General features: G+C 37.6%; 17 protein-coding genes and 2 pseudogenes. 10 read left to right on the forward strand and 9 right to left on the reverse strand.

Features of this window, described 5'->3' with window-relative positions; translation table 11 throughout:
- Positions 1 to 53 precede the first annotated feature (53 nt).
- Positions 54 to 485 (reverse strand): pyridoxamine 5'-phosphate oxidase family protein, encoded by a 432-nt coding sequence (locus tag JUJ52_RS21220; RefSeq protein WP_026679572.1) that lies wholly within the window; start codon positions 483 to 485, stop codon positions 54 to 56.
- Between the two features lie 313 nt (positions 486 to 798).
- The gene (locus JUJ52_RS21225) at positions 799 to 1,323 is read right to left on the reverse strand and encodes a DUF2254 family protein (RefSeq protein WP_166529925.1); all 525 of its coding nucleotides are present in this window, start codon (positions 1,321 to 1,323) and stop codon (positions 799 to 801) included.
- A gap of 44 nt (positions 1,324 to 1,367) precedes the next feature.
- Between JUJ52_RS21225 and JUJ52_RS21230 the strand changes: the two genes are divergently transcribed.
- On the forward strand, positions 1,368 to 1,580 hold the full coding sequence (locus JUJ52_RS21230; RefSeq protein WP_162986318.1) for a hypothetical protein: 213 nt from the start codon (positions 1,368 to 1,370) through the stop codon (positions 1,578 to 1,580).
- A gap of 111 nt (positions 1,581 to 1,691) precedes the next feature.
- On the opposite strand, the pseudogene JUJ52_RS21235 reads toward JUJ52_RS21230, so the two are convergent.
- The 7 genes and pseudogenes from JUJ52_RS21235 to JUJ52_RS21265 all read right to left on the reverse strand — a co-directional run.
- Positions 1,692 to 1,856 (reverse strand): annotated as a pseudogene (locus JUJ52_RS21235) (carbohydrate kinase family protein); the annotation flags it as partial.
- A gap of 125 nt (positions 1,857 to 1,981) precedes the next feature.
- Positions 1,982 to 2,662: a ribose-5-phosphate isomerase RpiA gene (rpiA, locus tag JUJ52_RS21240; RefSeq protein WP_255637824.1), complete on the reverse strand. Its 681-nt coding sequence runs from the start codon at positions 2,660 to 2,662 to the stop codon at positions 1,982 to 1,984.
- 179 nt (positions 2,663 to 2,841) lie between these two features.
- Positions 2,842 to 3,471, reverse strand: coding sequence for a bifunctional 4-hydroxy-2-oxoglutarate aldolase/2-dehydro-3-deoxy-phosphogluconate aldolase (locus tag JUJ52_RS21245; protein WP_026679568.1), 630 nt, complete (start codon positions 3,469 to 3,471; stop codon positions 2,842 to 2,844).
- Between the two features lie 134 nt (positions 3,472 to 3,605).
- On the reverse strand, positions 3,606 to 3,806 hold the full coding sequence (locus JUJ52_RS21250; protein ID WP_226983570.1) for a phosphoheptose isomerase family protein: 201 nt from the start codon (positions 3,804 to 3,806) through the stop codon (positions 3,606 to 3,608).
- A complete protein-coding gene (locus tag JUJ52_RS21255) occupies positions 3,797 to 3,982 on the reverse strand; it encodes a phosphoheptose isomerase family protein (RefSeq protein ID WP_026679567.1) in 186 nt (61 codons plus the stop codon). The genes JUJ52_RS21250 and JUJ52_RS21255 overlap by 10 nt, the downstream gene beginning before the upstream one ends.
- Before the next feature lie 12 nt (positions 3,983 to 3,994).
- Positions 3,995 to 4,999 carry a LacI family DNA-binding transcriptional regulator gene (locus JUJ52_RS21260; protein ID WP_121604064.1) on the reverse strand — a complete coding sequence of 335 codons (1,005 nt, stop codon included), beginning with the start codon at positions 4,997 to 4,999 and terminating at the stop codon, positions 3,995 to 3,997.
- Positions 5,000 to 5,424: 425 nt separating this feature from the next.
- Positions 5,425 to 6,555: a hypothetical protein gene (locus JUJ52_RS21265; protein WP_121604065.1), complete on the reverse strand. Its 1,131-nt coding sequence runs from the start codon at positions 6,553 to 6,555 to the stop codon at positions 5,425 to 5,427.
- A gap of 362 nt (positions 6,556 to 6,917) precedes the next feature.
- On the opposite strand from JUJ52_RS21265, the gene JUJ52_RS21270 reads away from it, so the two are divergent.
- The 9 genes and pseudogenes from JUJ52_RS21270 (at position 6,918) to nagE (ending at position 13,484) form a co-directional block, all read left to right on the forward strand.
- Positions 6,918 to 7,313, forward strand: coding sequence for a hypothetical protein (locus JUJ52_RS21270; RefSeq protein WP_026679564.1), 396 nt, complete (start codon positions 6,918 to 6,920; stop codon positions 7,311 to 7,313).
- Between the two features lie 121 nt (positions 7,314 to 7,434).
- Positions 7,435 to 7,601 (forward strand): annotated as a pseudogene (locus tag JUJ52_RS21275) (IS256 family transposase); the annotation flags it as partial.
- A 167-nt stretch (positions 7,602 to 7,768) separates the two neighbouring features.
- Positions 7,769 to 7,975 carry a DUF5316 family protein gene (locus tag JUJ52_RS21280; protein WP_034678008.1) on the forward strand — a complete coding sequence of 69 codons (207 nt, stop codon included), beginning with the start codon at positions 7,769 to 7,771 and terminating at the stop codon, positions 7,973 to 7,975.
- A gap of 39 nt (positions 7,976 to 8,014) precedes the next feature.
- Positions 8,015 to 8,668, forward strand: a complete 654-nt coding sequence (locus JUJ52_RS21285) for a lysoplasmalogenase (protein ID WP_205389198.1) — start codon at positions 8,015 to 8,017, stop codon at positions 8,666 to 8,668.
- A gap of 36 nt (positions 8,669 to 8,704) precedes the next feature.
- Positions 8,705 to 9,835, forward strand: a complete 1,131-nt coding sequence (locus JUJ52_RS21290) for a glycerate kinase (RefSeq protein ID WP_026679562.1) — start codon at positions 8,705 to 8,707, stop codon at positions 9,833 to 9,835.
- A gap of 123 nt (positions 9,836 to 9,958) precedes the next feature.
- The gene (locus tag JUJ52_RS21295; RefSeq protein ID WP_026679561.1) at positions 9,959 to 10,312 is read left to right on the forward strand and encodes a YxeA family protein; all 354 of its coding nucleotides are present in this window, start codon (positions 9,959 to 9,961) and stop codon (positions 10,310 to 10,312) included.
- 280 nt (positions 10,313 to 10,592) lie between these two features.
- Positions 10,593 to 11,087, forward strand: a complete 495-nt coding sequence (locus JUJ52_RS21300) for a PTS sugar transporter subunit IIA (RefSeq protein WP_226983572.1) — start codon at positions 10,593 to 10,595, stop codon at positions 11,085 to 11,087.
- Between the two features lie 43 nt (positions 11,088 to 11,130).
- Positions 11,131 to 11,955, forward strand: a complete 825-nt coding sequence (locus JUJ52_RS21305; RefSeq protein WP_026679559.1) for a PRD domain-containing protein — start codon at positions 11,131 to 11,133, stop codon at positions 11,953 to 11,955.
- 77 nt (positions 11,956 to 12,032) lie between these two features.
- Positions 12,033 to 13,484, forward strand: coding sequence for an N-acetylglucosamine-specific PTS transporter subunit IIBC (gene nagE / locus JUJ52_RS21310; protein WP_026679558.1), 1,452 nt, complete (start codon positions 12,033 to 12,035; stop codon positions 13,482 to 13,484).
- Positions 13,485 to 13,705: the final 221 nt, after the last annotated feature.

A 13,705-nucleotide genomic window follows, 5' to 3' on the forward strand; every position in this document is an offset into this window, starting at 1 on the left:
AAGACTTCGTAGCGTCCAAGAGAACGAGAAATTTAACAAATCCCAAACGCTTTTTATTCTGAATCTATTTCTAATTCTTTTGGACGTTCTCCTTTTTTATTCATCAAACGAATGTGTAACGGTTTAATCTCTAATATGGTTAGATTTGGATCGTCTGGTCCATCAAACCATACTTTCATTTGCTCATTCCAAATCTGCTTTTTTAGGTCAGGGGAATTATTAAAGGAAACCTTACCTTCGTATTCTACATAGGAATCACCGAATCCCTCACCGTCATAACCCAAAATAATATGCGTATATGGGTTTTCTTCTATATCTTCTGTCTTGTCTGTTTGCTTACTCGTTGGTGTATATAGAGATAGGTTTTCATGAAAAAAAGTCATATACCTTGAATGTGGCATCTTGTTTTTTACCGTTGCCATCGTACCAACAAAGCTGTTGTCTAAAATATGCTCAATATCTTGTTTTATTTTATGCTGACTCACACTTTTACACTCCTTTTTGTTTCTGCTATAGATATTATTCCTTAGTTACAAAATCTTAAACAGGGAGAAGATCAAATCTGTAATAGAACGGCAGAAAGAACTTCTCATTTACTTCGCATGTATGATAAAAACGTTATATTTCTGGCTAGCCCTTTAAATGAGATTGGATATATTCATACCCTTGTTTATTTCCAGTAATCTCAGCTAGTTTATATACATTTTTTAGCAACAACTTCCGGTCAAGCTCGAAAATAAATTCTGTATAAATATGATCTATTGTATTTCTTGCAAATTCCCATATCACTTGATGGTGTTATTCATTTATGGACTCAGCCAACCGTGCTAAAGCTGCGATTATATGGTTTTTTTGTGAATAGTGCCGAATAATTCCCAACCCTTGATAAAGATGATATTCAAAGTTATCAACACCTAGTAATAGACGTACCTGGTGATTATTATCCATTAAGTACGGCGAAAACGTGGTACGTTGTTCTAAATATAGCAGTAGGTCTGTTACTTGGTATATTGTATTGGAAGCTGTTTTTGGATCATCGTTACCAATTGATTTTATTGCTATCTCAGCAAGCTTATTTAATCCAAATTTCAAATCTTGAATCTCGGTTTCTTTGTGTCCAATACGAATAAGCTGTATATACTTTGATTCATCAATAGCTCCTGCACCAGGGCCCCAATAAGAAAAACTACCAACACGTACTTCCATCTTCAACAAAATGTTGTCTTTCTGTGCCTCCTCAATTAGTTCATTGAAAAGTATAAGTTGAACATAACCAGATAAAGGTGTTGATACAGTATGTAGTTCTTTTCTATATGTTTCCATTAGATTCCCTGGCTATTGCTGGAAGTGGGGGACTTACCAGTTATATGGATAAAAAAATAGCTGCCGATATATGCTCTCGGCAGCTTAAAAAGCCATTCAACGTCCCCTCGTTTTCTATACAACGAGAGATTGCACTACATTTCATGTTAGCTTCTTTTTACTTTGCAATAGCTAATGTATCCTTAATCGTAATATCGGAAGAGAAGGCCATGACTGTTGTGTTATCTGCATCAGCGTCAGATGCAAGCCCTGTCTAATACTTTCCAGCATCACAGGTTTTTATATCGCTAAAATTGTCTTATATTGAACTACCTTCACCTCACGCTTCATCGTCCAATACGCTCGACTTCACTTAGTCGTTGTTGCACTTATTCATAATATGGCACTCCTTCATTATCACCAATCAAGCCAACTACCATGGAACAAAACGTATTAGCAAAATGAAGCGTTCTAGCTAGTTCCCAGCCGTGCAACAGTCCATATAGTATACCTGCATTAAAGCCATCGCCTGCGCCAACCGGATCCACTACCTTTGAAGGACTTAAAGGTGTTTACAAATTTTATTGAACCTGTTGATCATGGATTGAAAACAATCATCGCCTCACCTAAGGTAATCACTTCATTCATGCTAATTCCTCCAAACGACTCTTCCATCTAATTATCCCCGGTGTCGTGTATCAATAATGCCGTTCTTAGCAGCAATAACCATATCTGTCATATTTACAAACAAACCAGTTTCTACAACACCTACCGTTTGTTTTAATTGCTCATGTAATTGTTCTGGTTGTTCGATAAGATCAAACTGGCAATCAAGAATATAATTATGGTTGTCAGAAATAAAAACGTCCTGATCACTTTTTCTTAGTTTTGGGTTACACCCAAATGCCGCGATTCTTTCCGCTGTCTTTTCCCAACCAAACGGGACAACTTCCACTGGCAATGGAAAACTCCCTAGATGTGTAACCATTTTTGAATAATCGACGATAATAATCAGCTTAGTGGCTGCTACATCGATAATTTTTTCCCGAACAAGTGAACCTCCCCCACCTTTTGTTAATTGCAATGAGCTATTAACCTCATCTGCGCCATCAATTGCTAGATCAATCTTAGTTGCTTTAGAAAATCCAATCAATGGTATTCCAAGCTTTCTAGCAAGCTTTTCTGTTTTTACAGATGAAGGAATGCCTTTTACATCCATGCCTTCTTTAATTCTCTTTACTAGTGCTTCCAACATATAATTTACCGTCGATCCAGACCCAAGTCCTATCGTCATCCCAGTCTGAATGTATTTGACTGCTGCTTCTGCTGCTAATTGTTTATCCTCAATTGAGCTACTCAATGGTAAATCACTCCTTTAACTAAACAAATTAGGTATAAAGTGAAACTTCCTTCCGTGGGAGAGTTGTTTATCTCCCACGGATGGTTAGTACCACAAGGTTATGACCTAAACGCCTTTGAACCAATCGGACATTTACTGCCAGTTATATGCGGGATAAACAACCCCTTCCAACGCTAAAGCTAGTACGCTGCTTTTCTACTATACTGTCTAGCTATTTCTGTTAATTGTTGATAATCCTCGGGACTTTTTAGCCGCTGAACGTTTACCAGGTTACTGCCTATGCCTACCGCCTTACTTCCTTTATCCAGATACGCATTCATATTATCTAGTGTTATTCCCCCTGTAACCATTGCTTCTACATGCGGAAGTGGGCCAAGGATATTTTTAACATAATCGGGACCGAATGTATCAGCTGGAAAGATTTTAACCATCTTCGCCCCATGCTCATAGGCAGTAATAATTTCTGTGGGAGTTAACACACCAGGTATAGTAAGCAATCCATATCGATTCGTTAGTTTGAGCGTCTCTGTATTTAAGGTTGGAGATACAATGAATGCTGCACCAGCAAGCATTACTGTCCTTGCTGTTTCTGGATCAAGTACAGTTCCTGCTCCAATGCATACATCCTGTTTCATATGTTCTACTGCTTTCGCAATTACATTAGCTACATTAGGGGTTTCTGCTGTAATCTCAACAGCTTTCACCCCCCCTGCAGACAATGCTTTTAATATCGGTACAATGTTATCTTCGTTTGCTTTACGAATAACCGCTACAACTTTGGTATCTTTAATAATATCTATTGGATTCATTATTTTATCCCCTCTTTACTCTAAATTTGCGTGCCTTTGATTTAATTCTTTAATCTGATCCTTCGGTAGATGTTGCAATATATAAGCAATTACAGCATCTAGCAACAGATGAGCAGGTTGATCAAATTGACTACCTAACGGTTGAATAGTTGAAGGCTCGGGTGGCAACCTTTTTTAGTAGCAGCTGGAACCTTCACGACACATTGACTCAACGTTGCAATTGCCGATTGTTTATTTGTCGTAACCAAGGCTATTTTCGCTTCAATTGCTTTGGCCTTTTCGGCAAAGTACGTAAGCGTACCTGTGCTTCCGGATCCGGATAAAATCAGCAACAAATCATTCGCATCGAAAATATCTTACCAATGAAGCCAGATCGTCCTGTGTCAGCAACAAAAATTCGATTTGCTTTTTGGAGTTCTCCAGCTAAATTTATGCCTTCCTCTGTTTTTACACGGTGTAATCCTTCTGATACTTCCGATGCAATCGTATTAATCGTTCTTTTTATAAACATCCTTCCTTTCAGCTAGCATGATTCCCTGTCTATTAATTGAGGTGAAAAACGGTAAACCTGAGCTGCTGTTCCTTGATCTTCTTGATTTATTTGCTTAAAAAGCAATTGTGCAGCTTTTTTTCCCATTTTAAATGCAGGCTGGGAAATTGTCGTTAGCGTTGGATAATAGAACGAAGCAAACGATACATCATCAATCCCAATAATCGCCAAATCATTCGGAATATTCACATGATGATCCTTCGCGTATTGTAAAATCTCAAATAACACACGATCATTCAAAGCTAGCAGAGCCTCAGGTGGATCTGACAACGAAAGCATTTGTTGAATAATCATTTGCATGTCAGTAAATGCTCCACTTGCTAAATATTCTGGTTGAAATGATAGATTGTATTTTGCTAATGCTGTCTTATATCCTTGAATTCTTTCCAGTCTTGGTGTTACAGGCATATCTATCAGTGGAGAAATCATTCCTATTTTTTTATAACCAGCCTTAACAAATTGATCTACAGCTAATTCAGATGCTCGTTTATTATCTAATAAAACAGCATCCATATGAATTCCCGGCACTAGTCTATCCATAAATACGAAAGGATATCTTTCATCAAGCAGTCCTTGATATAACTCCATATTTTCTCCCGTAGGAAAAGCTATAATACCATCAACCTGCTTTGCACGAAGCATTTCAATATAGCGTTTTTCCTTTACAGGATCATCATCTGCATTACATACGATTACGTGAAAGTTTGATTCGTGACAAAAATCCTCAATTGCACGAATAACCTGTGTGGAAAAAACATGGAGAATATTTGCAACGATGACCCCAATTGTCTTTGTTGATTTCTGCTTTAAACTACGAGCAATAATATTTGGACGATAACCTAGTTCAGTAACAGCTGTCTCAATGCGCTTTTTCGTTTCTTCCCCCATATAGTCATATCGTTTATTTAAAAACTGAGATACCGTGCTTTTAGAAACATTAGCATGTGCTGCTACATCAGCAATTGTAATTTTTTTCATTTTATTCTCCTTATCCAATTACTAAATCGGTTTAGTAAATCGGTTTATTTCAAGTATAAATGAACTGAAAGCGGTTTACAAGATAAAATGAAACTTCCATCAGTAGGGAGCTTACTACCAGTTATATGCGGGATAAAAAGAGGTTGGGACAAAACACAACTTCTTTACTCAAAATACGAATGATCAAGTTATCACGCCGCACCGTGAAAATATACGCTCTTTCCGTGGGAACGGCCTCAGTTAACTCGGTAAGAACACGTTACCACGTGGATCTTCGGACTCGTGCAGTTCCCGCCGGAGTCTCGCTTATTTCAGGTGCTAAATGAATGATTCTGATCAAAAAACGAACGATAATTAATTCAAACTAATTATCGTTCGTTTTTATTGTTTCTTCATTCTTTTGTCTCAGTCTCGCTTAGCAAATATTAATTTCTATGAATAACGTTTTTTTCGGATACCTTTCCAAACGTTTTCACTATGATTGGGGTTAACCATTCCATGCTATATTCAAGTAAATCCTTCAAATCATTAAATGTGTGTATATCTGCAAAGCTGATTTGAACAACAGCACGACTTGTGTGAAGCTTGTCCACATGCATTTGCGGTAAGATTTCTTTCTCCTCACTTACCAACTGATGCATCCAATCGCGTATCTCATTAACTTCTGGAAACTTCCGCTTAGAATTCGCTTGATAGTACACATAGATTAAAAAAGCAATTTCTCCATTTTGCTCAAAAGGATGTAACAAATCAAGCACACATTCAAGGTATACATGACCATATTCAATTACCCATTCTGGTTTTGCAATTCGTGCAATCGCCTTAAATTCTTCCGCTCCCTGTAAAGCATCCATTTCAATTACATCTTGTTCAGCAACGTTTATTTGACAAATTAATTTTTTAAACAATAAATGACGCTGTTGCTCATCCAGATCCGGATTTGCCAATAATGTAATAGCATGCTCTTCCAGACTCATATCAGCCACATAATAGAAGCGTTCAAGCATCTCCTGAAAGTTAAGAAATAGCTGCTTCAGTGATTCGTTTGTAAACAAGTTAGCCCATATATCCTGTAAAAAAGTTCGATAATCAACGATATGAATATTTTTAACTTGGTCCTTACCAAAAGGGTCTAACGTTAAAATGACATAATCCACGAAAACAGTAGTATGATCAACACCAAGCTTCGTACAAAGGTTTTCTAAAGCGGTATCCGTTTGAAGGCATTCTGTATGTTTACCATTTTCATCAGGGTTTAGTATATTTTCAATAACGACAATATGGTTAATCTGATTATCTTCTACTACTAAAAGCACAAGATCAATGATACCCATACTTTTTCCGAGTGCCATTCTCGAACGAGCTCGTACTTCGGTGTTAGCGTTTATCTCAACATGTAATGTACTGAAATCTCGGAGAAATTGAAGTGCAAATTCTGAGGAGTAGTTGATAAAAGTAGCAAACATATTAGCGATGACATCTTTTTGATAAAAACAGTTAAGCGCGTCAAAAATATTTAAGGAATTTGTGTTAGCAGCATCTAGAGTATGTTTCACAAATCGTACCTCACTTCTATTAAATTCACGTAGGAATAATTTACCACGTAATTAGTTTAATAGAATGAACGAAGAAAGGAAACAAAAAATACTTCAAATAAGCAAAATATTAAGTAGAAAATACAAACGTTTCATTCAAATTAATGTAGGACCCTGATAAGTTCATCTATGCTTCTCCAATAACTACCTCGTTAACGGTTATTTTATCCCACATATAACTGATTAAAGTTTCAATTTATTGTTTTTAGTCATGAATGACTAGAAGCATTCATAGGTATAAATGAAAACTCTATTTAGCAGAGAACATGTTCATCTTTCTCAGAAAAGAATCGAAACAAATGAATGTAAGGTGGGGGCTAATAATGAATGAGACGATAGGAGTTACAGAAGAAGAGATTAAACGTTTTTATGTTTTACACGACCAGAAAAAAGAAATCGAACAAGAGTTACATCAATTAAAGAAGAAGTTCCACCAATTTCTTGATGGATCCATTGGTAAAGAACGTAAAGGAGAAATTATACGTGGTGACTATCAGGTACATCGCCAAATCCGTTCCTCTAGCAATTATATGCCTGAAGTAACTGTGCAAAAACTAGACGACTTAAATTTGAGTGATTTTATTATTACTGAGAAACGACCAGATACAGAGAAGCTTGAAGCAGCAATAAAGTTGGGGTTTGTAGACGCAGCTACTTTTGAAGATTGTAAGAATACCAAAGTAACTCAAGCGATCGTTGTCAAAGAAGTAAAACAGTAAAGAAGAGCTTTTACATTTACAATGGGAGTGTAATATTAACTGTGTAAGTAAGAAATGCGTACGGTTTCTTATTTACACAATTTTTTATTTGGTAGAATAACAAGGTAAAAGAGTGTTTTAAATGGGTAAACCTAAAAGAGATCCTAACTTAAAATTAGCTAACAAGATTATGGAACAGTATCAACCTGAAACGGTAAAAGATGTGCAAATGCATTAAAAAACATATTTGAGCCTATGTTTGAGACGATGTCAAATGGCGAAATGGACCATCACTTAGGTTACTCTTCCATGAATCTTAGTTATTTTGATCAATCCCATTTCAGCCAAGATTTCAAAAGTCGGAAAGACTTCAGATAACCTATCTGGAAAGAAACAAACGCTAGGAGTAATACCCCATTTGAGAATAATCGAATACATTAGCTTCACAAAGAACAAAACGAAGGGCGGTTAATCCTATGCTTACAATTCTAGCTGGAATTGGCTTAGTAGGAATAGTTATTTCAGGAATCTTCTTAGGAGTTTTTACGAGCGGACAGCAGCAACGAGCTAATTACCATTCAGAAACAAGAGAACATTATGCGTTCCGTACAAAAATTGGGCTCTATTGTGGCAGTATTGGTTTAGTTTTCCTCGGAATTGCTGGGTTAATATGGTATTTTTAAAGTAGCGAAAACGCATTTCTAAGAAAAGTTGGTGATCGTATGTATGCAAATCAATTACCCATCCTGATTTTTATCATGAGTATACTGTATATCTTTATCATTCCTTCTGAACCAGAGAACTTTAAGCTTTTCTTTAAATTGATTCCCATGATTTTAATCATTATATATGCGTTAAAACAAATGCCTCGTCAGCAAACAAAAACACATTGGCTTATTCTTATGGGTCTCATTTTTTGTTCAATCGGAGACGGAACCTTACAATGGTTTGTCGTTGGTCTTACTGCATTTTTAATCGGACATCTATTCTATTTAGCTGGTTTTTCTTTACAATGGAAATTTTCCATTATTCGAGCTGCTAGCATCATCCCGCTAATTATCTATGGATTATTCATGGGAAATGCATTAATTCATGCAATCATTACCTCAGGAAATCAATCGCTCATTATCCCTGTCATTTTTTATATTGTAGCCATTTCCTTTATGGCTTGGCTCGCAATAATGACTGGGAACCGATTTGCGATTCCAGGTAGTATCTTATTTGTTATATCTGATTCCATCCTGTCTTGGAATATGTTTATATCACCAGTTGTCTATTCACATGTACTTATTATGACAACCTATTATGCTGCACAATTTTTAATAGCACATAGCCTTAGCAGCTTGTCTAGCAAACAGAGTCGGCTTGTTTGGTAAGGCACCGAATTATGCTACCTTATAAAGGAGGATATCATGCACATTCTACTTGCTCCTGACTCTTTCAAAGGAAGCTTAACATCGTTAGAAGCAGCAACAATTATGAAGCAGGCTATCCTTTCTATTGATAACGAGGCTACCGTTACACTAAAGCCAATGGCAGACGGTGGTGAAGGTACAGTTGACGTCATTCTTGCTTCTACAACTGGACAAAAAATAAACGTAACCTGTACAGGTCCTTTAGGTGAAACCATCCATACCTATTACGCCATCCTCCAAGACCATACAGCTATTATTGAAATTGCCAATATTGCTGGTCTTGTTCAAGTTCCAAAGCCTAAAAGAAATCCAGAGAACACCACCTCTTTCGGACTTGGTGAAGTGATAAAGGATGCACTCGATCGCGGATGTAGCTCCCTTATTATCGGCCTAGGAGGAAGTGCAACAAACGATGGTGGGCTTGGTTGTTTGCAAGCTTTAGGCATGAAAGCATGGAAGCAAGATGGTAGTCAAGCTGACGTGTTTGGAAAAGACCTTTTAGACATTGATCATATATCATTTGCGGACATCGACCCTAGATTAGAGGAGGTTACAATCCATGTGGCTTGTGATGTCGATAATCCATTAATCGGTCAGCAGGGTGCGAGTTCCATTTACGGCCCACAAAAGGGTGCTACTGAACAGCAGGTGACTCTATTTGACGAAGCACTTGCAGCTTATGCATCCTTGCTTGCAGTGAACCGAGGTAAGGATTTCTCTAATAACAGAGGTTCAGGGGCCGCTGGTGGACTAGGTTTCGCTCTATTAACAATTGGTGCAAGACTAACTTCTGGGGCAGCCCTTATTGCTGAGGCTACACAATTACATCAAGCAATGAAACAGGCCGATTTCATAATTACTGGTGAGGGGCAGAGTGATGAACAAACATTATCCGGAAAAGCTCCAGGTTATATTGTCGAGCTAGCGAATACGTTGCACGTCCCTGCGCTATTAATTTCTGGAGCACTATCAGGAGACCTCACGGCGCTGCGTAAGCAATTCCATGGTTGTTTTTCGATCGTTAATCGACCATTGTCTGTTGAGGAAAGTATGGAGCAGGCACAACGATTACTATACGACCAAACCATTAACATATTCCAATTAATTCGTGCAATCATAAAAAACTAATGTATCGACTATGCTCTTCCCCTACCTTTCAAAACTGTAAGCTGCTTGTAAGGTAGATCCAACGAAGAAGAACAGCTCTCCGTGATAGTATTTAGTCAACAGGAATGGAGAGGATGCACTAAAATGAAAAAATTATTTTTTATAATCATATTTATTAGTACAATTATTGTGACTGGATTAGCCATCATGCTCTTATTTTCGAATGAAATTACAGATCGCTTTAATCCACTAGTACCCAAAGAAGAAATCTATGTACAAGTAAATAAAGATGGACATGCAAAAAGTCCAGGAGGTTATGATTATACATTGATCGGATATAATGCGAAGGGGAAGCAAAAACAAGTTACTTTCTATGCTAGTGGTGAACTACAAAAAGATGCATACTTACGCGTTTATGCAAAAGGGAAGTATATTGAAACATGGGAAGAAGTCAGCCATAATGACATACCTAAAAAAGCAAAAGCACATTTTTCCTAAGATAAAAACAAAAAGTCATACTACAACTTGAAGTTGCTTTTTAAATAGGATAATGTTACTATATGCTTAATAAATAAATATGCATCACATGTTACTGATACGATCAGGCATGGTGGTATGATAGAGCAACCTTAGGTTCTCTGTATACTGCCATGCCTTTTTAAATTGAAAAACACATGATGTATTCTTGATTTTAGGACAGACTAAGGTTTACTTACCTGCTCCCTTTTTATAAAAATATCTATCAAACATGAGAATCAAACAGAAAGGTGTACTGTTTATGTTTAAAAAAATGTTTAAAAAAATGTTTAAAAAATCAAACGAACAACAAATTTTCGCTCCAATAAATGGTAAAAATGTTGCTTTAGAGAAGGTTCCTGATCCAGTATTTAGCCAAAAAATGATGGGCGAAGGGATAGCAATTATACCTCAAGATGGTAACGTCATTTCACCTGTCAATGGAAAAGTGGTACAAATACCTGAAACAAAACATGCGATTGGATTACTTGCCGATGATGGTACAGAAATCTTAATCCATGTCGGATTAGAAACGGTAGGTTTAAAAGGTGAAGGCTTCAAGGTACAGGTGAACACCGGAGATACCGTAAAAGTCGGCCAACCGCTATTGGAGGTTGATTTAGATTATATCAAACAGCATGCAGCGGATATCATCACACCAATTATAATTACGAATAGCAAAGAACTAGATAAACATTTTACATTCACGAAAGAAGCAAACAGTAAAGCAGGTGAAACAATAATTATCACTATTTAAGCCTAATAAAGCTGTTAACTGAAACAATAGGAGGTGACTTCCGGTGAGAATTACAAAAATATTGAATAACAATGCAGTAATTGTGACCGATGGGAAGCAAGAGAAAATCGCCATCGGTGCAGGAGTTGCCTTCAATAAGAAGAGAAAGGATATTATCAGCCAGGAAAAGGTTGAAAAACTCTTTGTCTTAAAGGAAAACGAAAAGCTACAAGAATTGATTCTGCGAATCCCGGAAGAACACCTTATGCTTTCAGAAGAGATTATTGATTATGCAGAAGAGCAGCTGGGTACTAAATTAAACGAGCATATACTTTTAGCACTTACGGATCACCTATCGTTTGCAATTGAAAGAGAGCAACAAGGAATACACCTAAAGAACAAGCTGTTACAAGAAATTAAAATTATGTACAAGCAAGAATTCGAAATTGGGGTTTGGGCGATTCAACATATAAAGGATAAGTTAGAAGTTGAAATGCCCTTAGATGAAGCAGCTTTTATCGCGCTTCACATACATACAATGAAAATTCAGGGAGGTGATTTACACGAAACTGTAAGACAAACAGCAATTGTTAAAGATATGGTGGAAACCATCAAACAGGATTTGAACATCACATTTAATGAAGATGACTTGGCCTATGAGCGATTGATGACACACCTTCGCTTTGCGCTAAATCGTGTATACCAATACGAGGTACATTCAATGGATGAAGAAATGCTAGAGATGATTAAAAGAAAGTTTAAACGCTCGTATCAATGTTCCGTACATGTTGCCAAGAAGTTGTCTTCCGCTCATGGAATAGATTTACCACCAGAGGAATTGGGGTACATTACACTGCATATTGAACGCTTAAAAAAATATCAATACTGACTCCGTCTTTATATAATACTAATTTTGATAGCGTATTCAACTGCAATGCTTCAATAAAACGTATAGGAGGAATTCTTATGATGAAATATTTACAACGACTCGGTCGTTCATTAATGCTGCCAGTAGCAGTGCTACCAGCTGCAGCCATCTTGATGGGGATCGGATATTGGATTGACCCATCTGGCTGGGGGGAAGGAAATGCAATTGCAGCCTTCTTGATTAAAGCTGGTTCTGCCATTATTGATAATATTCCGATTCTCTTTGCTATTGGTGTAGCGTTAGGAATGTCGAAGGATAAGGACGGTTCTGCTGCATTAAGTGGACTTGTGGGTTATCTAGTTGTCACTACATTACTTTCAACAGATACCGTCGCTTTATTACAGGGCATCGAAGCAGAAAATGTTAATGCTGCGTTTGGAAGTATCGCAAATGCCTTTATCGGTATGCTTTCAGGTGTCATCGCCGCTAGTATGTACAACCGGTTTAGTCATGTACAGCTACCGGATGCATTGGCATTCTTCAGTGGCAAACGGCTTGCGCCAATTATGACATCCTTTGCGATGATTATCGTAGCAGGTGTGTTATTCTTTGTTTGGCCAGTCATCTATTCTGGATTAGTTTCATTTGCCGAGTCCATTAGTCAATTAGGAGCTGCAGGTGCTGGCTTATATGGATTTTTCAACCGACTATTAATTCCAACTGGATTACATCATGCGCTGAACTCCGTATTCTGGTTTGATGTTGCTGGAATTAACGATATCGGAAACTTCTGGTCTGGTGAAGGTGAAAAAGGGGTAACTGGTATGTATCAAGCTGGTTTCTTCCCTATCATGATGTTTGGTTTACCAGCAGCAGCACTTGCTATGTACCATACGGCTAAAACTAAACGTAAAAAACAAGCTGCATCACTACTACTGGCAGCTGGATTCGCAGCTTTCTTTACAGGTGTAACAGAGCCACTCGAATTCTCATTCATGTTTTTGGCTCCAGCATTGTATTTTGTTCACGCAATACTAACAGGACTTTCCTTAGCTATCGCAGCATTTTTCAATTGGACTGCAGGGTTCGGTTTTAGCGCAGGTTTTGTTGATTTATTCCTAAGCTCTCGCCTACCTTTAGCCAATCAGCCGTATATGCTAATCGTCCAAGGGTTAGTATTCGCTTTGATCTATTATGTTCTCTTCCGTTTCTTAATCAAGAAGTTTGATATGAAAACACCTGGACGTGAAGATGATCAGGATCTGGAAGACGAACAAGCTACAGAAGAAGTTCCAGCAGATCAAAAATTCACTGCAATGGCCGCTCAAATATATGAAGGACTTGGTGGAGATGCCAATGTTACATCGGTAGATAATTGTGTAACTCGCTTACGAGTAGAGGTTAATGATATGAATAAAGTGAATCAAGATAAAATTAAAGCTACTGGTGTTCCTGGAATTAATGTTGTAGGTACGCATAGCATTCAAGTAATTGTTGGTACGAATGTCCAATTTGTCGCTGATGAGGTAGCAAAAATCCGCGGAAAATAAGCAGGAATAAGAAAAAAGCGCAAGCGTCCGATTAGAAAAATGTATCGACGAGTCTAAGGGGATAAAGGAATCACGATGTGTTAGTGAGCCAATGATGACTTATCTTCGTACGATTCTGAAGACGCCTAGTTTCTGGGCGTTGGAGCTGGACGCGGCTCAACACGCCATATTTATCCATATGGGCTAACTGTAAAAAGAGGCTGAGACAAAAGAATAAAGAA

The organism is Virgibacillus sp. AGTR (assembly GCF_016919725.2).
GTDB classification, from domain to species: domain Bacteria; phylum Bacillota; class Bacilli; order Bacillales; family Amphibacillaceae; genus Virgibacillus; species Virgibacillus salarius.

Coding starts and splice junctions, on each gene's coding strand:
- JUJ52_RS21225 (WP_166529925.1), bottom strand. CDS start 1,323: ATGGAAACATATAGAAAAGAACTACATACTGTATCAACACCTTTATCT.
- JUJ52_RS21230 (WP_162986318.1), top strand. CDS start 1,368: ATGGATAAAAAAATAGCTGCCGATATATGCTCTCGGCAGCTTAAAAAG.
- JUJ52_RS21245 (WP_026679568.1), bottom strand. CDS start 3,471: ATGAATCCAATAGATATTATTAAAGATACCAAAGTTGTAGCGGTTATT.
- JUJ52_RS21255 (WP_026679567.1), bottom strand. CDS start 3,982: ATGTTTATAAAAAGAACGATTAATACGATTGCATCGGAAGTATCAGAA.
- JUJ52_RS21260 (WP_121604064.1), bottom strand. CDS start 4,999: ATGAAAAAAATTACAATTGCTGATGTAGCAGCACATGCTAATGTTTCT.
- JUJ52_RS21270 (WP_026679564.1), top strand. CDS start 6,918: ATGAATGAGACGATAGGAGTTACAGAAGAAGAGATTAAACGTTTTTAT.
- JUJ52_RS21280 (WP_034678008.1), top strand. CDS start 7,769: ATGCTTACAATTCTAGCTGGAATTGGCTTAGTAGGAATAGTTATTTCA.
- JUJ52_RS21285 (WP_205389198.1), top strand. CDS start 8,015: ATGTATGCAAATCAATTACCCATCCTGATTTTTATCATGAGTATACTG.
- JUJ52_RS21290 (WP_026679562.1), top strand. CDS start 8,705: ATGCACATTCTACTTGCTCCTGACTCTTTCAAAGGAAGCTTAACATCG.
- JUJ52_RS21295 (WP_026679561.1), top strand. CDS start 9,959: ATGAAAAAATTATTTTTTATAATCATATTTATTAGTACAATTATTGTG.
- JUJ52_RS21300 (WP_226983572.1), top strand. CDS start 10,593: ATGTTTAAAAAAATGTTTAAAAAAATGTTTAAAAAATCAAACGAACAA.
- nagE (WP_026679558.1), top strand. CDS start 12,033: ATGATGAAATATTTACAACGACTCGGTCGTTCATTAATGCTGCCAGTA.